Origin of the sequence: Pseudomonas sp. p1(2021b) (assembly GCF_020151015.1) — a bacterium.
In the GTDB taxonomy this organism is placed as follows: domain Bacteria; phylum Pseudomonadota; class Gammaproteobacteria; order Pseudomonadales; family Pseudomonadaceae; genus Aquipseudomonas; species Aquipseudomonas putida_K.
The window spans coordinates 1,583,364-1,607,055 of record NZ_CP083746.1; the positions used below are offsets into that span (position 1 = coordinate 1,583,364).

Annotated in this window: 19 protein-coding genes and 1 tRNA gene; 11 read left to right on the forward strand and 9 right to left on the reverse strand. The window is 64.3% G+C overall.

Annotation, left to right across the window (positions count from 1 at the left end):
* Positions 1 to 18: 18 nt before the first annotated feature.
* Positions 19 to 2,760 (reverse strand): aconitate hydratase AcnA, encoded by a 2,742-nt coding sequence (gene acnA / locus K8374_RS07380; protein ID WP_224458486.1) that lies wholly within the window; start codon positions 2,758 to 2,760, stop codon positions 19 to 21.
* A gap of 240 nt (positions 2,761 to 3,000) precedes the next feature.
* Here acnA and rlmM point away from each other — a divergent pair, with 240 nt between their 5' ends.
* The 3 genes from rlmM to pdxB all read left to right on the forward strand — a co-directional run bounded on the left by rlmM (position 3,001) and on the right by pdxB (position 5,636).
* Positions 3,001 to 4,074, forward strand: a complete 1,074-nt coding sequence (rlmM, locus tag K8374_RS07385; protein ID WP_224458487.1) for a 23S rRNA (cytidine(2498)-2'-O)-methyltransferase RlmM — start codon at positions 3,001 to 3,003, stop codon at positions 4,072 to 4,074.
* Between the two features lie 117 nt (positions 4,075 to 4,191).
* Complete coding sequence (tusA, locus tag K8374_RS07390) at positions 4,192 to 4,434, forward strand: sulfurtransferase TusA (protein ID WP_084859038.1); 243 nt, start codon at positions 4,192 to 4,194, stop codon at positions 4,432 to 4,434.
* 59 nt (positions 4,435 to 4,493) lie between these two features.
* The gene (pdxB, locus tag K8374_RS07395; RefSeq protein WP_224458488.1) at positions 4,494 to 5,636 is read left to right on the forward strand and encodes a 4-phosphoerythronate dehydrogenase PdxB; all 1,143 of its coding nucleotides are present in this window, start codon (positions 4,494 to 4,496) and stop codon (positions 5,634 to 5,636) included.
* A gap of 86 nt (positions 5,637 to 5,722) precedes the next feature.
* Here pdxB and K8374_RS07400 read toward each other — a convergent pair whose 3' ends face one another.
* Complete coding sequence (locus tag K8374_RS07400; RefSeq protein ID WP_196145475.1) at positions 5,723 to 5,896, reverse strand: PA1571 family protein; 174 nt, start codon at positions 5,894 to 5,896, stop codon at positions 5,723 to 5,725.
* Between the two features lie 264 nt (positions 5,897 to 6,160).
* Here K8374_RS07400 and K8374_RS07405 point away from each other — a divergent pair, with 264 nt between their 5' ends.
* On the forward strand, positions 6,161 to 7,924 hold the full coding sequence (locus K8374_RS07405; RefSeq protein WP_224458489.1) for an ABC transporter transmembrane domain-containing protein: 1,764 nt from the start codon (positions 6,161 to 6,163) through the stop codon (positions 7,922 to 7,924).
* A gap of 568 nt (positions 7,925 to 8,492) precedes the next feature.
* Positions 8,493 to 10,088, forward strand: coding sequence for a malate dehydrogenase (quinone) (gene mqo, locus K8374_RS07410; protein WP_224458490.1), 1,596 nt, complete (start codon positions 8,493 to 8,495; stop codon positions 10,086 to 10,088).
* Between the two features lie 204 nt (positions 10,089 to 10,292).
* On the opposite strand, the gene K8374_RS07415 is transcribed toward mqo, so the two are convergent.
* A tRNA-Pro gene (locus K8374_RS07415) sits at positions 10,293 to 10,369 on the reverse strand.
* A gap of 82 nt (positions 10,370 to 10,451) precedes the next feature.
* On the reverse strand, positions 10,452 to 10,673 hold the full coding sequence (locus K8374_RS07420; protein ID WP_084859043.1) for a YgdI/YgdR family lipoprotein: 222 nt from the start codon (positions 10,671 to 10,673) through the stop codon (positions 10,452 to 10,454).
* 177 nt (positions 10,674 to 10,850) lie between these two features.
* Here K8374_RS07420 and moaB point away from each other — a divergent pair, with 177 nt between their 5' ends.
* On the forward strand, positions 10,851 to 11,390 hold the full coding sequence (moaB, locus tag K8374_RS07425) for a molybdenum cofactor biosynthesis protein B (protein WP_224458491.1): 540 nt from the start codon (positions 10,851 to 10,853) through the stop codon (positions 11,388 to 11,390).
* Positions 11,391 to 11,412: 22 nt separating this feature from the next.
* Entirely contained in the window at positions 11,413 to 12,603 is a 1,191-nt protein-coding gene (glp, locus tag K8374_RS07430; protein ID WP_411969634.1) for a gephyrin-like molybdotransferase Glp, read from the forward strand.
* Here glp and K8374_RS07435 read toward each other — a convergent pair.
* Positions 12,592 to 13,833, reverse strand: coding sequence for a glycosyltransferase family 4 protein (locus K8374_RS07435; protein ID WP_224458493.1), 1,242 nt, complete (start codon positions 13,831 to 13,833; stop codon positions 12,592 to 12,594). The genes glp and K8374_RS07435 overlap by 12 nt on opposite strands.
* 206 nt (positions 13,834 to 14,039) lie before the next feature.
* Here K8374_RS07435 and yegS point away from each other — a divergent pair, with 206 nt between their 5' ends.
* Positions 14,040 to 14,927: a lipid kinase YegS gene (gene yegS / locus K8374_RS07440; protein ID WP_224458494.1), complete on the forward strand. Its 888-nt coding sequence runs from the start codon at positions 14,040 to 14,042 to the stop codon at positions 14,925 to 14,927.
* Here the strand turns inward: yegS and K8374_RS07445 are convergent.
* The 3 genes from K8374_RS07445 to K8374_RS07455 form a co-directional block, all read right to left on the reverse strand.
* The gene (locus tag K8374_RS07445) at positions 14,911 to 15,570 is read right to left on the reverse strand and encodes a response regulator (protein WP_224458495.1); all 660 of its coding nucleotides are present in this window, start codon (positions 15,568 to 15,570) and stop codon (positions 14,911 to 14,913) included. The genes yegS and K8374_RS07445 overlap by 17 nt on opposite strands.
* Positions 15,560 to 16,450, reverse strand: a complete 891-nt coding sequence (locus tag K8374_RS07450) for a sensor histidine kinase (protein WP_224458496.1) — start codon at positions 16,448 to 16,450, stop codon at positions 15,560 to 15,562. Before K8374_RS07450 ends, K8374_RS07445 begins: the two co-directional genes overlap by 11 nt.
* A gap of 285 nt (positions 16,451 to 16,735) precedes the next feature.
* Positions 16,736 to 17,248, reverse strand: coding sequence for a histidine kinase (locus K8374_RS07455; RefSeq protein WP_411969610.1), 513 nt, complete (start codon positions 17,246 to 17,248; stop codon positions 16,736 to 16,738).
* Between the two features lie 339 nt (positions 17,249 to 17,587).
* Here K8374_RS07455 and K8374_RS07460 point away from each other — a divergent pair, with 339 nt between their 5' ends.
* The gene (locus tag K8374_RS07460; protein ID WP_084859051.1) at positions 17,588 to 18,523 is read left to right on the forward strand and encodes a chemotaxis protein; all 936 of its coding nucleotides are present in this window, start codon (positions 17,588 to 17,590) and stop codon (positions 18,521 to 18,523) included.
* Positions 18,524 to 18,583: 60 nt separating this feature from the next.
* A complete protein-coding gene (locus K8374_RS07465; RefSeq protein ID WP_224458498.1) occupies positions 18,584 to 19,387 on the forward strand; it encodes an MOSC domain-containing protein in 804 nt (267 codons plus the stop codon).
* Positions 19,388 to 19,565: 178 nt separating this feature from the next.
* Here the strand turns inward: K8374_RS07465 and K8374_RS07470 are convergent, their stop codons facing one another.
* Positions 19,566 to 21,494, reverse strand: a complete 1,929-nt coding sequence (locus K8374_RS07470) for a transglycosylase SLT domain-containing protein (RefSeq protein ID WP_224458499.1) — start codon at positions 21,492 to 21,494, stop codon at positions 19,566 to 19,568.
* Positions 21,495 to 21,715: 221 nt separating this feature from the next.
* On the opposite strand from K8374_RS07470, the gene K8374_RS07475 reads away from it, so the two are divergent.
* Positions 21,716 to 23,650, forward strand: a complete 1,935-nt coding sequence (locus K8374_RS07475) for an ATP-binding cassette domain-containing protein (RefSeq protein WP_224458500.1) — start codon at positions 21,716 to 21,718, stop codon at positions 23,648 to 23,650.
* The last annotated feature ends 42 nt before the right edge of the window (positions 23,651 to 23,692 follow it).

The window sequence follows — 23,692 nt, forward strand, 5'->3', positions numbered from 1 at the left end:
CGGCCCCGGGTCGTGGGTTCACGCTGCGATCAATTGCCGCAACACGTAGTGAAGGATGCCGCCGGCCTTGAAGTACTCCACTTCATTGAGCGTATCGATCCGACATAGCACTTCGATCTGTTGCTGTTGGCCATCCTCGCGGGTGATGCGCAGCGGCAAGGTCATGCCGGGGTGGACCTGCGCGCCGGTCAAGCCCAGCACGTCGATGCGCTCGGTGCCGGTCAGGCCGAGGACCTTGCGGTCTTCGCCAGCCCTGAACTGCAACGGCAGCACGCCCATCCCCACCAGGTTGGAGCGGTGGATACGCTCGAAACTTTCGGCCAGCACCGCCTTGACCCCCAGCAGGTTGGTACCCTTGGCCGCCCAGTCGCGGCTGGAGCCGGTGCCGTACTCCTGGCCGGCGATCACCACCAGTGGCGTGCCTTCAGCCTGGTAGCGCATGGCCGCGTCATAGATCGACAGCTTCTCGCCGCTGGGCACGTGCACGGTGTTGCCGCCTTCCTCGCCCCGCAGCATTTCGTTGCGGATGCGGATGTTGGCGAAGGTGCCGCGCATCATGACCTCATGGTTGCCGCGTCGCGAACCATAGGAATTGAAGTCGCGGGGTTCCACACCCTTGCTGCGCAGGTAGCGCCCGGCCGGGCTCTCGGCCTTGATGTTGCCGGCCGGGGAGATGTGGTCGGTGGTCACCGAATCGCCGAGCAGGGCGAGTATGCGCGCGCCCTGGATATCGCGGATCTGCGGCAGTGGGCCACCGATGTCGTCGAAGAACGGCGGGTGCTGGATATAGGTGGAATCGGCCTGCCAGACATAGGTGGCGGCCTGGGGCACTTCGATGGCTTGCCACTGCGCGTCGCCGGCGAAGACTTCGGCGTATTCCTTGTGGAACATGGCCGTGTCGACCTTGGCCACGGCATCGGCGATCTCCTGCTGGCTGGGCCAGATGTCGCGCAGGTAGACCGGCTGGCCATCCTTGCCGGTGCCCAGCGGGTCGCGGGTCAGGTCGGTGCGTACGCTGCCGGCCAAGGCATAGGCGACCACCAGGGGGGGCGAGGCCAGCCAGTTGGTTTTCACCAGTGGGTGGACGCGACCTTCGAAGTTGCGGTTGCCCGAGAGCACCGAGGCCACGGTCAGGTCCGCCGAGCCGATGGCGTGCTCGATGGCTTCGTCCAGTGGTCCTGAGTTGCCGATGCAGGTGGTACAGCCGTAGCCGACCAGGTCGAAGCCGAGCTGGTCGAGGTAGGGGGTAAGGCCGGCGGCCTTGAAGTAGTCGGTGACCACTTTGGAGCCGGGCGCCAGGGAGCTTTTCACCCAGGGCTTGCGGGCAAGCCCCTTTTCGATGGCCTTCTTGGCCACCAAGCCTGCGGCCATCATCACGCTCGGGTTGGAGGTGTTGGTGCAGGAGGTGATTGCCGCGATCACCACGGCGCCGTCGCGCAGGGTGTGCGTCTGGCCCTCGTGGGTGTAGTCGATCTCGCCGGCCTGGTCGGCGTTGCCGACCGCCACGCCGCCACCACCTTCGCTTTCCAGGCGACCGACTTCCTTGGCCAGGGGCTTGGGCTGCAGCTCGATGAAATGGTCGAAGGCCTGGCTGACCTGGGACAGTGCGACTCGGTCCTGGGGCCGTTTGGGCCCGGCCAGGCTCGCTTCGACGTCGTGCATGTCCAGCGACAGGGTGTCGCTGAACGCCGGTTCATGGCCAGGCAGACGCCACAGCCCCTGTTCCTTGCAATAGGCTTCCACCAGTTGCACGGTGGCCTCCGGCCGCCCGGACAGGCGCAGGTAGTCCAAAGTCACCTGGTCGACCGGGAAGAACCCGCAGGTGGCGCCGTATTCGGGCGCCATGTTGGCGATGGTGGCGCGGTCGGCCAGGGGCAGGTCGGCCAGGCCGTCGCCGTAGAACTCCACGAACTTGCCCACCACGCCCTTCTTGCGCAGCATCTGGGTCACGGTCAGCACCAGGTCGGTGGCGGTGATGCCTTCACGCAACTTGCCGGTCAGCTTGAAGCCGATGACTTCGGGGATCAGCATCGACACCGGCTGGCCGAGCATCGCCGCTTCCGCCTCGATGCCGCCCACGCCCCAACCGAGCACGCCCAGGCCGTTGATCATGGTGGTGTGCGAGTCGGTCCCGACCAGGGTGTCGGGGAAGGCATAGGTGCGACCGTCCTCTTCGCGGGTCCAGACCGTGCGGCCGAGGTATTCCAGGTTGACCTGGTGGCAGATCCCGGTGCCCGGCGGTACCACACGGAAGTTGTCGAACGCGCTTTGGCCCCAGCGCAGGAAGGCGTAGCGTTCACCATTGCGCTGCATCTCGATGTCGACGTTCTGGGCGAAGGCGGCGGGGCTGGCGTAGCGGTCGACCATCACTGAGTGGTCGATCACCAGGTCCACCGGAGAAAGCGGGTTGATCCGCTGCGGATCGCCGCCGGCCTTGGCCATGGCCGCGCGCATCGCCGCCAGGTCGACCACGGCGGGCACGCCGGTGAAGTCCTGCATCAGCACCCGCGCCGGGCGGTACTGGATTTCCCGGTCCGAGTGGCGTTCACCGAGCCAGTCGGCCAGGGCCTGCAGGTCGTCGCCGGTGACGGTCTTGCCGTCCTCCCAGCGCAGCAGGTTTTCCAGCAACACCTTGAGCGACATGGGCAGGCGCTGTAGGTCACCTAGCTGCCGGGCGGCCTCGGCGAGGCTGAAATAGTGGTAGGTCTGCTCTGCGACCTTGAGTGTCTTGAGGCTGTTCAGGCTATCGAGCGAGGGCATTGCCAACTCCTTCTGCGCCGGTGCCCGGCAATTCCAGGCCGGTGTCACCGCTCTGTGACGGTCCGCACGGCACGGACCTGGCTGAATGCTCAGGGTAGACCGGTTTGCCGACCCTGACTCAATTCTGGACCGGTGGGGCGTGTCGCAGGTTCCGATCTTCCTTTATCATCGCCGCCCTGCCGGCGCCTGTCTTGCGCCGGATCAAGGCTGGCGACCGATGCCAGCGAAGTGGAGTGAAAGATGAATACCCTGTTCATGCATTGCCGGCCCGGTTTCGAGGGCGAGGTCTGCGCCGAAATCAGCGAACACGCCGCCCGTCTGGGCGTTGCCGGCTACGCCAAGGGCAAGCCGCAGAGTGCCTGTGCCGAGTTCGTCTGCGCCGAACCAGACGGCGGCGAGCGGCTGATGCGTGAACTGCGCTTCGATCGGCTGATTTTCCCGCGCCAGTGGGCCCGAGGCCTGTTTATCGACTTGCCGGAAAGCGACCGTATCAGTGTCCTGCTCGAGCACCTGGCCAGTTACCCGGTGTGCAGCAGCCTGTGGCTGGAGGTGCTCGACAGCAACGAAGGCAAGGAATTGTCGACCTTCTGCCGCAAGTTCGAAGTACCGCTGCGCAAAGCGCTGGAAAAGGCCGGGCACCTGGTGGAGAAGGCGGGCGGGCCACGCCTGCTGCTGACGTTCATCAGTGGCCGGCGGGTTTTCGTAGGCCTGGCCGAAGCCGACAATTCGGCGCTTTGGCCCATGGGCATCCCACGCCTGAAGTTCCCACGCGAGGCGCCGAGCCGTTCGACCCTCAAGCTGGAAGAGGCCTGGCACCAGTTCATCCCGCGCGACCAATGGGATCAACGCCTGAACGATGACATGACCGGCGTCGACCTGGGGGCTTCTCCCGGCGGCTGGACTTACCAACTGGTCAAGCGCGGGATGTTGGTGACTGCCATCGACAACGGCCCCATGGCCGAGAGCCTGATGGATACTGGCCTGGTCCAGCACCTGATGGCCGATGGGTTTACCTGGCAACCGCGGCAGACGGTGGACTGGATGGTCTGCGACATCGTCGAGAAGCCTGCGCGTACGGCGGCCTTGATCGAGACCTGGCTGGGCGAGGGGCTGTGCCGTGAGGCGGTGGTCAACCTCAAATTGCCGATGAAGCAGCGTTATGCCGAGGTGCGTCGGCTGCTCGACCGGATCGAGGCGGGTTTCAAGGCGCGCAAGATCAAGGTGTCGATCGCCTGCAAGCAGCTGTACCACGACCGCGAGGAAGTCACCTGTCACCTGCGGCGGCTGGACCTCAGCCGCGGTAACCCGCGATAGCTCTGCCGCCTGGCAAGGGCTGTGCCCTTGATCGCGGGGCAATCCCGCTCCTACAGGGCAGCCCTCTTGGAGCCTGGCGCCCGATGCGCGACAATGCCCCATCATTTGGAGCCCCCCATGACCGAATTCACCCCTGACGCCGTCCTCGATGCCACTGGCCTGAATTGCCCGGAGCCGGTGATGATGCTGCACCAGCATGTACGTGACCTGGCCGCGGGAGGCCTGCTCAAGGTGATCGCCACCGATCCCTCGACCCGTCGCGATATCCCCAAGTTCTGCAACTTCCTCGGCCATGAACTGCTGGAGCAGCAGGAGCAGGCTGGCACCTACCTGTACTGGATCCGCAAGAAGGCCGACTGAGCCCGCTGGATCGCGCCCTGCAGAGGGCCTACACTGCGTTCCCCTGACAGGAGAGCGCCATGCTGATAGTTGCCGACGAGAATATTCCGCTGCTCGATGCCTTCTTCGCCGGGTTCGGCGAGATCCGCCGTTACCCAGGGCGCAGCATCGACGCGGCCTGCGTCAAGGACGCCGATGTACTGCTGGTGCGTTCGGTGACCCAGGTCGACCGGCGACTGCTCGAAGGCAGCCAGGTACGCTTCGTCGGTACCTGCACCATCGGCACCGACCACCTCGACCTCGACTACTTCGCCCAAGTCGGTATCCACTGGAGCAGCGCGCCGGGTTGCAACGCCCGTGGCGTGGTGGACTACGTACTGGGCAGCCTGTTGACCCTGGCCGAGCTCGATGGCGCCAGGCTGAGCGAGCGGGTGTACGGTGTGGTCGGTGCCGGGCAGGTGGGCGAGCGCCTGGTGCGCGTGCTGCGTGGCCTGGGCTGGAAGGTGTTGGTGTGCGACCCGCCCCGCCAGGCGCAGGAGGGCGGGGATTTCGTCAGCCTCGATACCTTGCTCGAAACCTGTGACGTGATCAGCCTGCACACGCCGTTGCAGCGTGATGGCGAACACCCGACCTGGCACCTGCTGGGCGAGGAGCAGCTGGCACGCCTGCGGGCGGGGGCCTGGCTGATCAACGCCAGCCGTGGCCCGGTGGTGGACAACCATGCGCTGCGCGAGCTGCTGCTCGATCGCGAAGACGTGCATGCGGTGCTGGATGTATGGGAAGGCGAGCCACAGGTGGACCTGGACCTTGCCGACCTGTGCACCTTGGCCACACCGCATATCGCCGGCTATAGCCTCGATGGCAAGCAGCGCGGTACGGCGCAGATCTACCAGGCGTTCTGCCGCTGGCGGGGGGAGCCCGAGCAAGTGCAACTGGCCGACCTGCTGCCGGCAGCGGCGCTGGCGCAGGTTGACCTGGACGCCAGTGCCGAGCCCGCCTGGGCCCTGGCCACCTTGTGTCGCGCGGTGTACGACCCGCGTCGCGACGACGCGGATTTCCGTCGCAGCTTGAGCGAAGAGCCGGCCGAGCAGCGTGCCGCGTTCGACCTGCTGCGCAAGCACTACCCGGTGCGGCGCGAGATCGAGGGGCTGGCAGTGCGCCTGCGGGGCGAGGCACCGCAGTTGGCGCAGGTGGTCAACGCGCTGGGGGCTGTGCTCGCCTGACGTTCCTTGGCTGCTGCTATCGCCGGCTTGCCGGCGAAAGGCAAATAAAAACCCGGCGCAAGCGCCGGGTCGAAGTCATTCCTGGCTTACGCCTTGGGCACCTGTTTCACTCGGCTTTCCTCCAGCTCCTTGCAGGCCTGCTGGATCATCTGCTCGGTGATCGGGACCTCGCGTCCCTGGGCGTCGATGATCGAACCGCACACCTTCGGCTGCGGCTGGTGGGTGGTCTTCGGTGCTTCGCTGCTATGTTGCAAGCTCATGTCCTGTCTCCTCATCAGGTTCAAGCTCAGGATAACCCCGGTGCCGTGACTGGCCTGTGACAGCTCCCTGGCGTCGCGGCAGGGATAGTCCACCAGAAAGTGTGGTAAAGCTCCAGAGGCCTGTTAGACCGAAAGCGCATAGGGATCGGCCCGTGCTTCCCATCGCTGGGCCTCGCTGTGCAAACGACGCCGGGTGGGGCCTTGCGGTTCCGTTCGAGCGGATCAGTGGTAGTGTGCACTCTCCTGGCAGCGGATGGTCTTTTCATGCCCGAACCGGTTTCTTCCCGTCAACGCCGCGCCCTGCGTCTGGCCTGGCAGTTCATTCGCCCGTATCGCAAACAGGTGGTGTTGGCCTTGCTGGCGCTGGTGGTCACCGCCGGGATCACTTTGTCGATGGGCCAGGGCATCCGCCTGTTGGTCGACCAAGGTTTCATGACCCGTTCTCCCCAGCAGTTGAACCAGACTATCGGCCTGTTCCTGCTGCTGGTACTGGCCCTGGCGGTCGGTACGTTCAGCCGGTTCTACCTGGTCTCATGGATCGGCGAGCGCTGCGTAGCGGATATTCGCAGGGCGGTGTTCGATCACCTGATCGGTTTGCATCCGGGGTTCTTCGAGGACAACCGTAGCTCGGAGATCCAGTCGCGGCTGACCGCCGACACCACCTTGCTGCAGTCGGTGATCGGCTCGTCGCTGTCGATGTTCCTGCGCAATGCCTTGATGGTGATCGGTGGCGTGGCATTGCTGTTCGTCACCAACCCCAAGCTGACCAGCATCGTGGTATTGGCGCTGCCGTTGGTGCTGGCGCCGATCCTGCTGTTCGGTCGCAGGGTGCGCAGCCTGTCGCGCCAGAGCCAGGACCGGGTGGCCGACGTGGGTAGCTACGTGGCCGAGACCCTGGGCCAGATCAAGACTGTGCAGGCCTACAATCATCAGGCGTTGGATCGCGAGCGTTTCGCCGATACGGTGGAGGCGGCGTTCGCCGTGGCCCGGCGGCGGATTGCCCAACGCGCCTGGTTGATCACCTTGGTGATCGTGCTGGTGCTGGGGGCGGTCGGGGTGATGCTATGGGTCGGTGGCATGGACGTCATCGCCGGGCGTATCTCCGGGGGCGAACTGGCTGCTTTCGTGTTCTACAGCCTGATCGTCGGCAGCGCCTTCGGCACCCTCAGCGAGGTGATCGGCGAGCTGCAGCGTGCTGCCGGAGCGGCCGAGCGCATTGCCGAACTGTTGGCGGCCCGCAGCGCGATCCTGCCACCGCTGCAGGCGAGCGCCCTGGCTGCGGGGCGGTCCCGTGGCCGCATCGAGCTGCGCGACCTGCATTTTGCCTACCCGTCGCGCCCGGGCGTGGCGGCCATCGATGGCCTGGACCTGGTCATCGAACCGGGGCAGACCGTGGCGCTGGTCGGGCCTTCGGGGGCTGGCAAATCCACGTTGTTCGACCTGTTGCTGCGGTTCTACGACCCCCAGCGTGGGCAGATCCTGCTCGATGGCCAGGCGATCACCGAGCTGGACCCAAGCGACCTGCGTCGCCAGTTTGCCCTGGTGGCCCAGAACCCGGCGCTGTTTCGCGGCACTGTCGAGGCCAATATCCGCTATGGGCGGCCCGAGGCCAGCCTGGCCGAGGTGGAGGCGGCGGCCCGCAGCGCCCATGCCCACGCGTTCATCGAACAACTGCCCCAGGGTTACCAGACCCTTCTGGGGGAGGGTGGCCTAGGGCTCTCCGGCGGCCAGCGCCAGCGCCTGGCGATCGCCCGTGCGCTGCTGCTGGATGCGCCGATCCTGTTGCTCGATGAAGCCACCAGCGCCCTCGATGCCCAGAGCGAGCATCTAATCCAGCAGGCGCTGCCGCCCCTGATGGCCGGGCGCACCACCCTGGTCATCGCCCACCGCCTGGCCACCGTACAGCATGCCGAGCGCATCGCGGTGATCGACCACGGGCGCGTGGTGGCGGTGGGCAACCACCGCCAACTGATCGAGCAAAGCCCGTTGTACGCCCGCTTGGCCGCCCTGCAGTTCAGCCCGGGCTAGACGCTTTCGTCGCATGGGCGGCGCTGTCTCGTCTTCCCCTGGTTCCGCTATCGCCTTGTTCCGAGACCGACCGATGTTGCGTAAATCCCTCAGAGTGCAAGTCCTCACCCTGCTCGGCGGCAGCCTGGCGGCGATGCGCAGCGAGGAGGGCGCCGAGCAGGTGCAGCAGGCCCGGCCCAATCGCGGGACAAGCCCGCTCCTACAGAGAGGCAGGGCACACCGGGCGGGGGAAACCCGCCATTTGCATGCCCAAAGGGCAAGGTAATGTGGCGGATTGTCGCCAGCAAAACCGCTAAAGATGGGGTGCGACCACACGTCCTAGCTATTAGCCGTTGGTCTTGGTGAAACTGGCACAACTTCTGCTTGAGGGCGAGCCGGGCCAAGGGCCCACGGCAATCCTGCCCCGATCCATCGAAACCCCAGGCGCCGACCTTCACCGGTCCTGCAGGCCAGTTGCCGCAGGATGGCGCGTCGCTGACGCGAGAGGCCGCGCGAGCCAGAACAACAACCGGGCGTGCACAGCGGGGTCAGGGCAATGCCAGCCACTTCACTTCAATTGGATTGAACTATGAAAAAAATCCTGCTGACGCTCCTGTGCCTGAGCGTCATCGGCTGCTCCAAGCCCGGTGAGCCGGAAAAGTCCGTCGATGTCCTGCTCATCGGCGGCGGCATCATGAGTGCGAGCCTGGGTACCTACCTTACCGAGCTCGAGCCGAACTGGAAGGTCGACGTCTACGAGCGCATGGACCAAGTCGCCGAGGAAAGCTCCAACGGTTGGAACAACGCCGGTACCGGCCACTCGGCCTTCTGCGAGCTGAACTACACCAGCGAAGGCAAGGACGGCAAGATCGACATCAGCAAGGCGGTCAACGTCAACGAGCAGTTCGAGGTCTCCAAGCAGTTCTGGGCCTACCAGGTCGAGCAGGGCGTGCTGAGCAACCCGAAGTCCTTCATCAACAACGTGCCGCACATGAGCTTCGTCTGGGGTGACGAGAACGTTGCCTTCCTGCACAAGCGCGTCGAGGCCCTGCAGCACAGCTCGTTGTTCCGCGGCATGGAGATTTCCGAGGACCACGAGCAGATCCGCAAGTGGGTGCCGATCGTGATGGAAGGCCGTTCGCCTGATCAGAAGGTCGCCGCCACCCGCATGGCCATCGGCACCGACGTCAATTTCGGTGAGATCACCCGCCAGCTGTTTGCGTCGATGACCCGCAACCCCAACGTCCAGGTGCACCTGCGCCATGAAGTGCGCGATATCGTGCGCAACGACGACGGCAGCTGGAACGTGGTGGTGGCGGACCTGGCCAACGGTGGCCGGGAAACCCGCGTCAACGCGAAGTTCGTGTTCATCGGTGCCGGTGGCGGTGCCCTCAAGCTGCTGCAGAAGTCCGGCATCCCGGAAGCCGAAGGCTACGCAGGGTTCCCGGTGGGTGGCCAGTTCCTGATGACCGACAACCCGGACATCGTCGCTCGTCACAAGGCCAAGCTGTACGGCAAGGCCTCGGTCGGTGCGCCGCCGATGTCGGTACCGCACCTGGATACCCGCATGATCGATGGCAAGGAAGTGCTGCTGTTCGGCCCGTTTGCGACCTTCTCCACCAAGTACCTGAAAAATGGCTCGCTGCTGGACATGTTCGCATCGCTGACCACGCACAACATCATGCCGATGATGAACGCCGGCATCGACAACATCGACCTGAGCACCTACCTGATGGGCCAGCTGATGCTCAGCTTCGATGACCGCATGAATGCCCTGCGTGAATACTTCCCCAACGCCAAGAACGAGGACTGGAAACTGCTGCAGGCCGGTCAGCGTGTCCAGGTGATCAAGAAGGACCCCGAGCACGGCGGCATCCTGCAGTTCGGCACCGAGGTGGTGGCTTCCCAGGACGGCACCATCGCTGCGCTGCTGGGGGCTTCGCCAGGTGCATCCACCGCGGCGCCGATCATGCTGACGGTGCTGGAGAAGACCTTCAAGGACCGCGTCCGGAGCCCTGAATGGCAGGCCAAGCTCAAGGAAATCGTGCCGACCTACGGCCAGAAGCTGAACAATAACCTCGAGCTGACCAACAAGACCCGTGAATGGAGCAGCGCGCGTCTGCAGCTGCTGTACGTTCCGGTGCAGCCTGAAGAGGCGGTGGCCGAAGCGGTCACGGTGCAGTAACGCTGTCGCGAAGAACGCCCCTCCCAGGGGCGTTTTTTTTGGCGGTGGGCTCACGGATCAATCGCGGGGCGCACCCGCTCCCACAGGTGCGGCGGCGCTCGCGGTCCTCTGTAGGAGCGGGCTTGTCCCGCGATTGGGCCGCAGGCCCCAGCTTTTCCAAAGACAACAAAAAGCCCGCTCGAGGCGGGCTTCTTGGAGAGGATTTGGTCGGAGAGACAGGATTCGAACCTGCGGCCTTCTCGTCCCGAACGAGACGCGCTACCTGGCTGCGCTACACTCCGATGAACAAAATCCTACTGCATCGCATTTTTCGACGCAACCCCTTGTTGCAAAAAGAGTGTTTGCCGAAAAACGCTACTCAAATCACAGCTCCTTGACGGTGCGGATCTGGTCCTTGTTGATGCGGGTGCGCTTGCCGTCGAGCTGCTCGAATTCGTAGAAACCGGAGTCCTCGTCGTAGGCAGGAGTATCCACTGCCTGGATCTCGCGGCCATCATTGAGCGTGATGACGGTCGGCGATGCGCAGCCAGCGAGGGCGCCCAGGCCGAGGGCGAGCAGGAAAGCGGGAAGGGTCCGTTGAATCATTGTGTTTCTCCAGTACGATCGTGCTTGATGTCTAGTAGGACGCCGGGCGTCCACGCAAAGTTCCTTGCACAGTGCAGCATAGCGCCATTGCGCAGGCATTGACGCAGAACAACGGCGGCGTCGTGGTCGGCCTGTGATATAAAAGCGGCCATCTTCCTCTTCCTGCGACGGACTCCCATGAAAGCCAAGGCAGACACTCCCTTCGTGCCGCTGAACATCGCCGTGCTCACGGTCAGCGACACCCGTACCTTCGAGACCGACACGTCCGGCCAGTTGTTCGTCGACCGCCTGGGCGCGGCGGGCCATCGCCTGGCAGCCCGCATGTTGCTCAAGGACGACCTGTACAAGATTCGCGCCCAGGTCGCCACCTGGATCGCCGATGACCAGGTGCAGGTGGTCCTCATCACTGGCGGCACCGGTTTCACTGGCCGTGACAGCACACCCGAAGCGGTCGCCTGCCTGTTGGACAAGCAGGTCGAGGGCTTCGGCGAGCTGTTCCGGCAGATCTCCGTGGCCGATATCGGCACGTCCACCGTGCAGTCCCGCGCCTTGGCGGGCCTGGCTAACGGTACCCTGGTGTGTTGCCTGCCGGGCTCGACCAACGCGGTGCGTACCGGGTGGGACGGTATTCTGGCCGAGCAGCTCGATGCTCGCCATCGCCCTTGTAACTTCGTACCGCACCTGAAGCAGGCAGCGGCCTGTGAAAGCCGTGGTTGAGGCCGCCAAGCCCCGCCCGCTGATGGCGGTGGAAGAAGCCTTGGAGCGCTTGCTGGCGCTGGCCGAAGCGGCGCCGATCAAGGGCTCGGAACGTGTGGCCTTGGCCGATGCCCAAGGGCGCGTGCTGGCGCGCGAGGTGGTCGCCGAGCTGGACCTGCCGCCCTGGCCGAACAGCGCCATGGATGGCTATGCCCTGCGTCTGGCAGATTGGCAGGGCGAGCCTTTGCCGGTGAGCCAGCGGATCTTCGCCGGCCATGCCCCTGCACCGCTGCAGCCGGGCACCTGTGCACGGATCTTCACTGGCGCGCCGCTGCCCGAGGGGGCCGATTGCGTCGAAATGCAGGAAAACACCGAGGTACTGGAAAACGGCCAGGTGCGTTTCCTCGAGCCACTCAAGCCCGGGCAGAACGTACGCCCGCAAGGGCAGGAGACGCGTGTAGGCGAACAGGTGATGGCGGCTGGCACGCGGCTGGGGCCGATCCAGCTGGGGTTGGCGGCAACCTTGGGCCTTGCCCGGCTCGAGGTGGTGCGCAAGGTGCGCGTCGCGGTGCTGTCCACCGGTGACGAACTGGTCGAGCCCGGGCAGCCGCTGGGCCCCGGGCAGATCTACAACAGTAATCGGCGTTTGCTGGCCAGCTGGTTGCAGCGCCTGGGATGCGAGGTGGTAGATGTAGGCATCCTCGCCGACGACCTGCAGCGTACCCGCGAATGCCTCGCGGGGCTTGGCGATGTCGACCTGATCCTTTCCAGTGGCGGTGTCTCGGTGGGCGAGGCCGACTACCTGGGCATGGCGCTGCGCGAAGCGGGCGAGCTGGCATTGTGGAAGCTGGCCATCAAGCCGGGCAAGCCGCTGACCTTCGGGCATTTTCGCGGTGTTCCGGTGATCGGCTTGCCAGGCAACCCGGCATCGACCCTGGTTACCTTCGCCTTGCTGACCCGGCCTTACCTGCTGCGTCGCCAAGGTGTGGCGCAGCAGGTAAGGCCGCTGCGTTTCAGTGTGCCGGCCGGCTTCGACTGGCCCAAACCGGGAAGTCGGCGCGAATACCTGCGGGCGCGGATCGAAGACGGCCAGGCGCACATCTACAAGAACCAGAGCTCCGGCCTGCTGCGCAGTGCGGCCTGGGCCGAGGGGCTGGTGGAGGTGCAAGAGGGCACCACGTTGCGCCAGGGTGACAGCGTGTCATTCATTCCCTTCAGCGCGTTACTTGACTGAACGCCCGAGCAACGCAGTATCCATGACTTCGACCGGCCCTAGTTGGCTCAGGCGCATGTGCACGTTCATCAGTTGCTGTGCCGCGACGCTCCAATCGTGGCGCTGGCGCACGAACTGCCGACCTGTCTCGCCCAATTGACACATGCGCCAGGGCTGGTTGAGCAACTGCGTGATCAACAGTGCCAATTGGCCGCTGTCGTCGCTGCCCAGGTAGTGCTCGCCGCTGTTGATCGCCAGGCCCGATGCCCCTTTGCTGGTGGTCAGTACTGGCAGCCCGGCGGCCATGGCTTCGAGGATCTTCACCTTGGAGCCACCGGCATAGCGCAGGGGTGCGAAGAACAGTGCCGAGCGTCGTTGCAGGTCCCTCAGGTCCGGGCGATAGCCGATCCATTCGATACGTGGATCGTTCCAATGCAGCTTCCAACTGGCCGGTAGCGCATGCCCGGCGATGGCCAGGCGCACCGCCGGGTTGCTCATCCAGACTTGCGGCAGGATCTCTTCCAGCGCCCATTCGATGGCCTCCAGGTTGGCGCCGTATTCGAAGTTGCCGACGAACAGCAGGCGCTGGCTGCGGTAGGCCGGCCGTACGTCCTGGTAATAATCGCAATCGACACCGTTGACCACCACGTTCACCGGCCGGCCGCTGATCTGCCCGATCCATTCGGCATCATGGGCACTGACGGCCACCACCTCGCTGGGCTGGCGCAACACGCGCTGCTCCCAGCGTCGGTAGCGCCAGCGGTCGAAGGCGTTGAGCGGGCGCAGCCACAGCGGTAGGCGGTCATGGCAGGCGGTCCCCATCACCGACTCGAGGTTGTGCTCGGTGAGCATGAAGGGCAGGCGGCGGGCTTGCAGGGCTTTTTCGAAGGGCTGGAAGCTGTAGCTGTGCTCGATCTGGATCACGTCCCAGGGCTCGTCAAGCAACTGTTCGAAGCGGTGTCGCAGGCAGGGCGCCAGGCCATGGATGATGGCCCGCATGGGGTAGTCGATGATCGGTGAAGCCAACAAGTTGAGCGGGCTATGCAGTGGCCGCCGGGGCAGTACGATCAAACGTTCGACCAAGGGTTCCAGCATTTCGCGGGCGGCATCGCCGAGCGGAACCTTCGATTGCGTCAGCAAGGTGATCCGGTGGCCCTGTCGTGACAGTTCACGCAGCAAATGATATTGCCGGGTCTTGCTGCCGCTGGTGGTGGGCCAGGGCAGGTAGGGCAGTGTCCAGAGTATGCGCATGGCCCCGCTACCTCGTCGTCGGCTGGTACGCTGTTTCAGCCAGGGTATATGGCATGAGCATAGTCAATAAAATGGCCGCTGTGCCAGGTGGCTGGTCTTGGTAGCCAAGTTTTTGTCGGTCGGTCAGGTTCTATCTCACTCATTCATGCAACCATTGGCCATCAGTCGTGGTCGAGATTGGAAGCGAAAAGGCGAGGGGAAGCGTGATGGGCGAGCGCAAGGCAATGTTGATCCTGCATGGCAAGCAGGCCATGAACGAAGAGGTGCGCAGTGCCGTGGGTACCCTGCGTGAGCGCGGCTGGACGCTGGATGTACGTTTGACCTGGGAGGCGGGCGACGCCCAGCGGTTGGTCGGCGAGGCCTTGGCCGCCGGTTATCCGCACGTGGTCGCCGGTGGTGGGGATGGCACGCTGCGCGACATCGCCGAGGCCATGGGCCAGGCCAGCCACTCGGCCAGCCTGGCGTTGCTACCCCTGGGTACGGCAAACGACTTTGCCAAGGCTGCAGGTGTACCGCTGGAGCCTGAGGCTGCGCTGAACCTGCTGGAGCAGCCGGCCCGGGCGGTGGACCTGGGCAAGGTCGGCGACCAGCTGTTTCTCAACATGGCTACCGGCGGCTTCGGCAGCCAGGTGACCGCCAACACGTCGGAAGACTTGAAGAAGGTGTTGGGCGCTGCGGCCTACTTGTTCACGGGGTTGTCGCGTTTCAGCGAGTTGCAGGCGGCCTCGGTGGAACTGCAAGGGCCGGATTTCCACTGGCAGGGTGATTTGCTCGCGCTGGGCATCGGCAACGGCCGCCAGGCCGGTGGCGGGCATGTGCTGTGCCCCGACGCAATGGTCGACGATGGTTTGCTGGACATCGGCATCTTGCCTGCGCCCCAGGAGATGGTCGGGGCGTTGCGCGAATTGCTGGCCGGAGAAGGGTTGTTCATCCGGGCCCGCCTGCCCTGGGTCGAAATCAAGGGCTCCCAGGGGCTGGACATCAACCTCGACGGCGAGCCGCTGCAGGCCGACAGCCTGCGCTTCGAAGCCTGCCCGGGGGCATTGCGCCTGCACTTGCCGGAGGACTCGCCAGTGCTCAGTCGTCGAGGCTGATGATCTTCTCGCGCACCGCAAACAGCACGAGGCCGGCCACGTCATAGATCTGCAGGCGTTTCATGATCTGCGAGCGGTGGGTTTCGACGGTCTTGATGGAAAGGCCCAGGCCGCTTGCGATCTCCCGGGTCGACTTGCCGCGCACGATCAGGCGCAGGATTTCCAGCTGGCGGGCGGTCAAGTTGTGTCGATCGACCGCAGGCTGCTTGCCATCTTGGGCACGCAACAGCGCCTGGTTGATCACCGTGTGGGCGATCGCTGGGCTCAGGTACCGTTCGTCGCTGCGCAAGGCAGCCAAGGCCTGTTCCAGTTCGTTGGCCGTGGTGTCCTTGAGTAGATAGCCGTGGGCACCGCTCTCCAGGGCGCGCATGATCAAGTCAGGGTCGGTATGCATGGAAAGGATCAGTACCTTGCATGCGAGGCCGTTCGCCTGGAGCTGGTTCAAGGCATCCAGGCCGCTGGTCGAGCGCATGGAGATGTCCAGCAGGACGATGTCCGGGGCCAGGCGTTGGACCATTTCCAGCAACTGGCTGCCGTCGTCGGCCTCGCCAACCACCGCATAGCCGGGAATATCGGACACCAGGGCGCGCACGCCGGCACGGATCAGCGAGTGGTCATCCACCAGCAATAATCTACAGGTCATGGGAGGCAGGTATCCTGGCACGCTCTTCGGTGCGCGGTGGCCATGGGAACACGGCGTCGATCCGGGTGCCTTGGCCGGGTTGGCTGGTGATGGTCAGGCTGCCCTGCAGGGCAGTGGCGCGTTCCAGCATGCCTGCCATGCCGCGCTGGCCCGCCTCGGCCGGGTCGGTGGCAGGGGCGAAGCCACAACCGTCGTCCTGGATCGACAGGGCGAGGCCCGAAGGGGTACGCCGCAGGCTGATCGTGAGGTTGCGTGCATTGGCGTGGCGCAACATGTTGGTAACGGCTTCCTGGGTGATGCGAAAGGCCGCCATGGCAACGTCCTCGCAGATGCCCTCCAAACGCTGGTGGCACTCCAGGCTCCAATGCACCTCGCTGTTTTCCAGCGTGCGCAACAGGTGGGCGCGCAGGCTGGCCTCCAGGCCCAGGCTGGCCAGTTGACGCGGATTCAGAAGAGCAGAGACGTCGCGTACGTTGCCCAAGGTGTTGTCGAGGGTCTTGCGCAAGGTGTCGCAGTGCGCCTGCAGATCGGCTGGCATGCGCCGTTGGAGCCAGTCGACCTGGAGCTTTGCGGCCGTGAGCAATTGGCCAATGTCGTCATGCAGCTCGCGGCTCAGGCGTTGCCGTTCGCTTTCCTGGACCTTGAGCATGCGATCGGCCAGTTCTGAAGGCCGGAGGCTGATCGATCGCCCCCATTGACGCCAGTGCCAGAAAACGCCAGCCAGGGCGAGCACTTGTAACAGCAGCAGGCTGGCAGGCAACGGCTGCCCGCGCAGGCTCAGCATCAGGTTGGCAAGCAAGGAGGCCACGCCTATCAATGCAGTCGCCCAGCGCAGCAAGGTGGCGCGGCAACGTGATGGAATTTTCAAGCGTGGGGGCATAAGTAGAAAAGCCACTGAATTATTGCTATTGGAGGCCTTGCATGGGTGTGATCAGAGGCTTTGGCATCCTGCGTTCAACTGTCATCGAAGGTGTCCATCCAATTGGACAATACCCGCGACGCGTGCATTCGATTGCGGGCATGGTATCACTTCAGGTTCATTTGGTCGCTGCTGGGTAATGACCTGAGACCCTGGTGTTTTCGGGCGCAAGCAGCGTTAAGTCGTGTCGTGGGCTGTCTGTATGACGGTGGGTTGGGAACACACCCGAATGCCAGGGCTGGGACCTCAATGCCGGGGGCTGTTCAGGCTGCTGGATGGCCTGGATATCGCCTGGGTGGGATGTGCGTGAACGCAAACATCGCCGCGAGCCCGGCAAGGGCCGCACAGCTCTGGAAGGGGTTGGCCCATGGCATCGGCCAATTCGCCTAGCAGCAGCTGTTGTTCCTCGGTATCCAGGCTGAGGCGGCCGGTCGAAGTGTCGACCAGCTCCAATTGCCAGGCCAGCAGGTTCAGGCATGCGTGCAGCGCACTCAAGGCTTCACTGCCCAGATGCCGTTGCCGGCAGGCTGGCTCGAGCAACCGTTGCAAGGAGGCCGTGTAGTGGGCGACTTCCAGCAGGCCCAGCAGGTTGGCGCGACGGGCGAGGGTCTCGAGGGTTTCGTTCAGGCAGAAGCAGGCATCGGGATCGTTGTGGATCAGCTCGAGATGCTGCAGGCATTCCAGCGACTTTGTCAGCCATACCTGTGCATCCACCAGGAAATCCTGGAGGACGCCATTGTTCAGTGGTGCGTTGTCCATCATGACGCCCCTGTGTGCAGGGCGGGACACGCGCTTGGCAACACCGAGACTGTCGCTAGCAAAGCCTGACTCCATTCATGCATTGAGAAAGGCGTCACATTAATGGCTAATGGATATGGGGAATATCAGGTTGCACCCGATTGCCACTAGGGGAAACCCTGATGGTTTTCGAAGCAAGGGCGCAAGGGCGGGGCTAGAAGGGCTGTAAGCAGTAGAGCATGATGTTAGATTGATATCAATTGGGCATCATGCATTTTTCATAGCAGGTCAAGCTGCTGCCCAAACCGCCGATACAGGGCAGATGACATCATTCACCTGACTCAAGCCTGGGGGTTTCCAATGGCTGGCATTCTCGACACGGTCGACCAACGAACGCAATTGGTGGGTGAGAACCGCCTGGAGATTCTCATGTTCCGGTTGGCAGGCCGCCAGTTGTTCGCCATCAATGTGTTCAAGGTTCAGGAAGTACTGCAACTGCCAAAGCTGACATTGATGCCACAGCGCCATGCGTTCGTTTGCGGCGTGGTCAACCTGCGCGGCCAGACGCTGCCGGTGATCGACCTGTCCCAGGCGATCGGCATGCGGCCACTGCAGCCAGGGCCGGACAGCACCATCATCGTCACCGAGTACAACCGTTCGGTACAGGCGTTCCTGGTCGGTGGTGTCGATCGCATCGTCAACATGAACTGGGAAGCGATCATGCCACCGCCTTCCAGTGCCGGGCGCCAGCATTACCTGACGGCGATCACCAAGGTCGATGAGCAACTGGTCGAGGTGATCGATGTGGAGAAGGTCCTGGCCGAGATCGTGCCCTACAACACCCGCGTTTCCCGGGACAAGCTCGACGACCCGGTCCTGGCGCGGGCCCGTGGGCGTGAAGTGTTGCTCGTGGACGACTCCAGCGTGGCCCTGGTGCAGTTGCGCGAGACCCTGTCCCAGCTGGGCATGAAGCTGCATGTGGCCAGTGACGGCCTGAAGGCCTTGCGCATGCTCAAGGGGTGGGCCGATGCAGGGGAGGACGTCTGCGAGAAGTTGTTGATGGTGTTCACCGATGCGGAAATGCCGGAAATGGACGGTTACCGGCTGACTACGGAGATTCGCAACGATGCCCGTCTGCGCGGTCTGCACGTGGTGCTGCATACCTCGTTGTCGGGAAGCTTCAACGAATCGATGGTCAAGAAGGTCGGCTGCGACAACTTCCTGTCCAAGTTCCAGCCTGACCGGTTGGTGGAGGTGGTCCACCAGCGGCTGATGCTGGATGAGGCCACCGCCTAGTGCTTGCTGGCCGCTGCCGGGTATAAGCTTGCGCTTTCGACTGGCATGAGGCGGGCAGGGATGTTTTTGAGTGCGTTGTATCGGTACCCGGTGAAATCGGGGCAGGCCCAGAGCCTCGAGGCTTCGGCGGTAGACGTGCTGGGTCTGCAGGGCGACCGGCGCTGGATGGTGGTGGAGCAAGACAATGGGCGCTTCCTTACCCAGCGGGCCTGGCCGCGCCTGGGGCAGCTCAAGGCCAGTTATGCGGTGGATGGCCAATTGCTGCTTGAAACCTCGGGGCAGGCGCCGCTTACGGTGCCTGTACCACCCGCCGACGAGGCGCTGCGGGGGGTGACCATCTGGCGCGATACCCTGCGCGTGCCCGACGCCGGCGACGCCGCCGCGGCCTGGTTGAGCGAGCTGCTCGGCAAGCCGGTGCGCCTGGTGCATTGCCCCGAGCAGCGGGCCCGCTACCTGCCCAATGGCTATGGGTTCAACAGTGACCGTGCGGCTTTCCCGGACGGGTTTCCTTTGCTGTTGATCGGCCAGGGCTCGCTCGATGAGCTGAATCGACGGATCGGGCGGCCCATGGAGATGTTGCGGTTCCGACCGAACCTGGTGGTTTCGGGGGGCGAGCCGTTTGCCGAGGACGGGTGGAAGCGGATTCGTATCGGCGGCCTGGTTTTCCGGGTGCTCAAGCCTAGCGTGCGCTGCATCCTGACGACCCTGGACCCGGCGACCGGGGAGCGCAGCGCGGATCGCGAACCGTTGACGACCTTGAAGACGTTCCGTGAGCGTGAGGGGGATGTATTGTTCGGGCAGAACCTGGCGGTGGATGGCAGTGGGGAGTTGCGGGTGGGGATGGCGGTCGAGGTCCTTGAGTAGGGGGCTACGGGCCCCTGCGTTCCGGCCGCCTGTTGCCTCAGGAGTACAGACGGCGCCTGGCCTGGTGGACGGGTGGTGGGCTCAGGTTCTAGAGGCTGCTTTGCAGCCTATCGCCGGCTTGCCGGCGATAGGGCCCGAACGACGAACCCAGTAGCGCCCGTCCGCGTAGCCCACCCCGTTACATATCGTCGAAATAACGCTCATGCCAATCCACCAACGGCTGCGGTGAATTCAGCTTCTGCCCGTAGATGACCGAATAGGACAGTACGTTCTGTACATACTGCCGGGTCTCATCGAACGGTATCGATTCTACCCAGACATCGAAGCTCAGGTGCTTGGCGCCCTTGAGCCATTGGCGTACTCGCCCGGGGCCGGCGTTGTAGGCTGCCGATGCCAGCACCCGGTTGCCATTGAACTGCCCGTGCACCTGGCTCAGGTAGGCTGCCCCCAGCTGGATGTTCTTGTCCGGGTTGAGCACCTGCGACGGTGAGGCCAACGGTATGTTGAACTTGCGCGCCGTCTCCTTGGCCGTAGCCGGCATCAGCTGCATCAGGCCGCTGGCCCCGACACTGGAGCGGGCGTCTTCCATGAAGGCGCTTTCCTGGCGGGTAATGGCGAACACCCAGCTCGAATGCAGCCCGCGTACCTTGGCCTCGCGTACCAGCGTGTCGCGATGGGCCATGGGGAAGCGGATGTCCAGGTCGTCCCAGTACTGTGCCTGGCTGATGGTGCGAATCGCCGGGAAGTACCAGCGCAGGTCGTAGGCCAGGCGCGCCTGGGCGACCATCTCGTCGCGGTTGAAATGACGGCTGACGTGGTACCACTCGCGGCGACCTTCGACGATCTGGCCGCGGGCGTGGAATTCCAGCGCGCGGCGGATGCCCGGGGTGTTGCGAACCTTGTTGATCACCTGCTGGCTCAGCGCCAACGGCTTGTTGTTCAGCTGGTAGGGTGTTTGCGCCCGGTCGGCGGCCAGGAAACCATAGAAGTCGCGTTCACGGGCCACGGTCTTGTACAGCAGCGGGATCTGTGGGTTGTTCGGCTGGGCGAGCTCCAGGCTGCGTGCCTGCCAGTAGCGCCAGCGGTTGCTGCTGGCCAGGTCCTGGGGCAGGCGTTGGGTCAGCTTGTAGGCCTCTTCCCAGCGCCCCAGGCGCAGCAGCAGGCGCAGGCGCCATTCACTGACGGTATTGTCGCGCAGTTCGGGGTCGTAGCGCGTCATCAGGTCGAGGGCGCGCGGGTCATAGCGGCGTGCCAGGGTCAGGCCGATCTCGCGAGCGATGGCGACTTTCTCGTCACGGGAGAAGTGCATGCGCTGGGCGTAGTCGTCGAGTAGCGCCATGGCCCGTTCCGGGTCCTGGCGGGCCAGGCGGCGCAGGCCCAGGCTGACCACATCGGACATGGCCTCGTTGGCCGGGGTGAAGCGCGACGGCTGGTTGAGCAGTTGCGGCTTTTGCGCCACGTCGATCAGCAGGCGGCCTTGGGGGGCGAGGGTGGTCAGGCTTTTCACCAGGCTATTGGCCAGGCCGTAGTTGCGCGCCTGGGCCGCCAGCTTGGCCCGGTGCCAGCGCTTGGCTTCGGTCAACTGGCCCTCGGCGGCCCAGAGGCCGAACAAGGTGTCGCAGGCCGCCGGTTGCGACTTGCCCACGTTCCACAGCTTTTCGGCGCTGGCGAAGCCCTCGGCACGCTGACCGTGGGTGATCTGGTACTGGCCGTTCAGGCAGTCCAGCTCGGTGAAGTTGAGCTTGGGGTCGTAGTATTTGACGAACGTGCTCCACTCTCCGCGCTCGGCCAGCCAGCGCAGCCAGCGCAGCTTCATCCAGTTGGCCTGGGGCAGGTCGCCGTGCTTGGCGAGGAAGCCTTCTATTTCCTGGTTGCTGGCGCTCTTGAGGCGGGCGGTGAGCTCGTCATAGGCCAGGTAGGGCGTCAGCGGGTAGTCACGCAGTGCCTGGGCGTAGCGCAGGTAGGGGCCTTTGTCGCCCTTGGCCAAGGCGCGCTTGGCTTCGTCGTAGTACTGACGTTGCTGGGTGATGTCGATGGCCTGTGCCGCACTCGTGGCGGTGGCAGTGAACAGCAGGCAGGAAACGAGTTGGAACAGGCGGCTGCGCATGAGACGTCCGGGCAGTTGAACCATGGGAAAGTGACGGCGGAGCCAGCACTGTTGGGATCTATTGCCTTAGCTTAGCCGTTTGCCGGCGGCGGATGAAAGCACTGAGCTTGTATCCGGAGATTATCTTCGACCGGGTGTCGCACGGCCCCTGGAATAGGGCCGGGTTGATGCCGGGAAGGGGCAAGTCAGGTAGAATGCGCGCCCGGTTTTTGGAGACGATTATGACCCTGCTCAAATTCAGCGATGTGTCCCTCGCGTTCGGTGCCATGCCGCTGCTGGACAAGGTGTCCTGGCAGATCGCGCGTGGCGAGCGGGTGTGCATCATCGGTCGCAACGGCACCGGCAAGTCGAGCATGCTGCGCCTGGTCAAGGGCGAGCAACGGCCCGATGACGGCGAGATCTGGCGGGCCCCAGGCCTGAAGATCGGCGAACTGCCGCAGGAGTTGCCGGTGGCCGACGAGCGCAGCGTGTTCGACGTCGTGGCCGAGGGCCTGGACGGTGTCGGGGCGCTGCTGGCCGACTATCACCACCTGAGCCAGAACATCCAGGGCGACGCCGACCTGGAGAAACTCATGCATGTCCAGCACGAGCTCGAGGCCCGCGACGGCTGGCGCCTGCAGCAGGTGGTGGAAAGCACCCTGAGCCGCCTACAGCTGCCGGCCGACAAGACCCTGGCAGAGCTCTCCGGTGGCTGGCGTCGTCGTGTGCTGCTGGCCCAGGCACTGGTGTCCGAACCCGACCTGCTGCTGCTCGACGAGCCGACCAACCACCTGGACATCGGCGCCATCGCCTGGCTCGAGGAAGCCCTGAGCGGCTTCAACGGTGCGGTGCTGTTCATCACCCACGACCGTTCCTTCCTGCAGAACCTGGCCACGCGTATCCTCGAGCTGGACCGCGGCGGCTTGATCGACTGGAACGGTGACTACGCCAGCTTCCTGGTACACAAGGAGGCCATGCTGGCCGCCGAGGAAACCGCCAATGCGCTGTTCGACAAGCGCCTGGCCCAGGAGGAAGTGTGGATTCGCCAGGGCATCAAGGCTCGGCGTACCCGCAACGAAGGCCGTGTACGCGCCCTCAAGGCCCTGCGTGTGGAGCGTGGCGAACGACGTGAGCGCCAGGGCAAGGCGAACATCCAGATCGAGGTGGCGGACAAGTCCGGCAAGCAGGTCATGGTGTTGGAGAACGTCAGTTTCGCCCATGCCGACGGCCCCCTGCTGGTCAAGGATTTCTCCATGGTCCTGCAGCGCGAGGACCGCATCGGCCTGCTGGGCGCCAACGGCACCGGCAAGACCACCTTGCTCAAGCTTATGCTGGGTGACTTGGAGCCCAGCAGTGGCAAGGTCGAGCGCGGCACCAAGCTGGAAGTCGCCTACTTCGACCAGATGCGCCACCAGCTGGATCTGGAAAAAACGGTGATCGACAACCTTGCCGAGGGGCGCGACTTCATCGAGATCGATGGCCAGAATCGCCACGTGCTCAGCTACCTGGGCGATTTCCTGTTCAGCCCCCAGCGTGCCCGCACGCCGGTCAAGGCCTTGTCGGGCGGTGAGCGGGCGCGTTTGTTGCTGGCCAAGCTGTTCAGCAAGCCAGCCAACCTGCTGGTGCTGGACGAGCCGACCAACGACCTGGACGTCGAAACCCTCGAGCTGCTCGAGGAAGTGCTATCCAACTTCAAGGGCACCGTGTTGATGGTCAGCCACGACCGGGCGTTCCTCGACAACGTGGTCACCAGCACCTTGGTGTTCGAAGGCCAGGGGCGGGTGCGCGAATATGTCGGGGGCTATGAGGACTGGATCCGCCAGGGCGGCTCGCCAAAGTTGCTGGGCGTGACCGAAAGCAAGGGCGGCAAGGCAGCGCTTGGCAGCGCGGTGGTGGAGAAGCCTGTCGAGCAGGCGGCGCCAGCGCCGGTTGCGTCTGCCGCTGCGGTGGAGCCTGGGAAGAAGAAGCTCAGCTACAAGCTGCAGCGCGAGCTGGAAGCCCTGCCGGGACAGATCGACGCGCTGGAGCAGCGTATGGCCGCGGTTCAGGAAGAGGTCAATGCCCCTGGTTTCTACCAGCGCCCGATTGGCGAGACCTCGGCAGTACTGGCCAAGCTGGAGCAGATGCAGGGTGAGCTGGACGCCCTGGTCGAGCGTTGGGCCGAGTTGGAAGGGTAGAGCGTATCGGGGGCGCTATGCGCCCCATCGCGGGGTAAGCGG

What these genes read in the sequence shown, in the direction of transcription:
- acnA (WP_224458486.1), bottom strand. Translation starts at nt 2,760, where the DNA reads ATGCCCTCGCTCGATAGCCTGAACAGCCTCAAGACACTCAAGGTCGCA.
- rlmM (WP_224458487.1), top strand. Translation starts at nt 3,001, where the DNA reads ATGAATACCCTGTTCATGCATTGCCGGCCCGGTTTCGAGGGCGAGGTC.
- tusA (WP_084859038.1), top strand. Translation starts at nt 4,192, where the DNA reads ATGACCGAATTCACCCCTGACGCCGTCCTCGATGCCACTGGCCTGAAT.
- pdxB (WP_224458488.1), top strand. Translation starts at nt 4,494, where the DNA reads ATGCTGATAGTTGCCGACGAGAATATTCCGCTGCTCGATGCCTTCTTC.
- K8374_RS07400 (WP_196145475.1), bottom strand. Translation starts at nt 5,896, where the DNA reads ATGAGCTTGCAACATAGCAGCGAAGCACCGAAGACCACCCACCAGCCG.
- K8374_RS07405 (WP_224458489.1), top strand. Translation starts at nt 6,161, where the DNA reads ATGCCCGAACCGGTTTCTTCCCGTCAACGCCGCGCCCTGCGTCTGGCC.
- mqo (WP_224458490.1), top strand. Translation starts at nt 8,493, where the DNA reads ATGAAAAAAATCCTGCTGACGCTCCTGTGCCTGAGCGTCATCGGCTGC.
- K8374_RS07420 (WP_084859043.1), bottom strand. Translation starts at nt 10,673, where the DNA reads ATGATTCAACGGACCCTTCCCGCTTTCCTGCTCGCCCTCGGCCTGGGC.
- moaB (WP_224458491.1), top strand. Translation starts at nt 10,851, where the DNA reads ATGAAAGCCAAGGCAGACACTCCCTTCGTGCCGCTGAACATCGCCGTG.
- glp (WP_411969634.1), top strand. Translation starts at nt 11,413, where the DNA reads ATGGCGGTGGAAGAAGCCTTGGAGCGCTTGCTGGCGCTGGCCGAAGCG.
- K8374_RS07435 (WP_224458493.1), bottom strand. Translation starts at nt 13,833, where the DNA reads ATGCGCATACTCTGGACACTGCCCTACCTGCCCTGGCCCACCACCAGC.
- yegS (WP_224458494.1), top strand. Translation starts at nt 14,040, where the DNA reads ATGGGCGAGCGCAAGGCAATGTTGATCCTGCATGGCAAGCAGGCCATG.
- K8374_RS07445 (WP_224458495.1), bottom strand. Translation starts at nt 15,570, where the DNA reads ATGACCTGTAGATTATTGCTGGTGGATGACCACTCGCTGATCCGTGCC.
- K8374_RS07450 (WP_224458496.1), bottom strand. Translation starts at nt 16,450, where the DNA reads ATGCCCCCACGCTTGAAAATTCCATCACGTTGCCGCGCCACCTTGCTG.
- K8374_RS07455 (WP_411969610.1), bottom strand. Translation starts at nt 17,248, where the DNA reads ATGGACAACGCACCACTGAACAATGGCGTCCTCCAGGATTTCCTGGTG.
- K8374_RS07460 (WP_084859051.1), top strand. Translation starts at nt 17,588, where the DNA reads ATGGCTGGCATTCTCGACACGGTCGACCAACGAACGCAATTGGTGGGT.
- K8374_RS07465 (WP_224458498.1), top strand. Translation starts at nt 18,584, where the DNA reads ATGTTTTTGAGTGCGTTGTATCGGTACCCGGTGAAATCGGGGCAGGCC.
- K8374_RS07470 (WP_224458499.1), bottom strand. Translation starts at nt 21,494, where the DNA reads ATGCGCAGCCGCCTGTTCCAACTCGTTTCCTGCCTGCTGTTCACTGCC.
- K8374_RS07475 (WP_224458500.1), top strand. Translation starts at nt 21,716, where the DNA reads ATGACCCTGCTCAAATTCAGCGATGTGTCCCTCGCGTTCGGTGCCATG.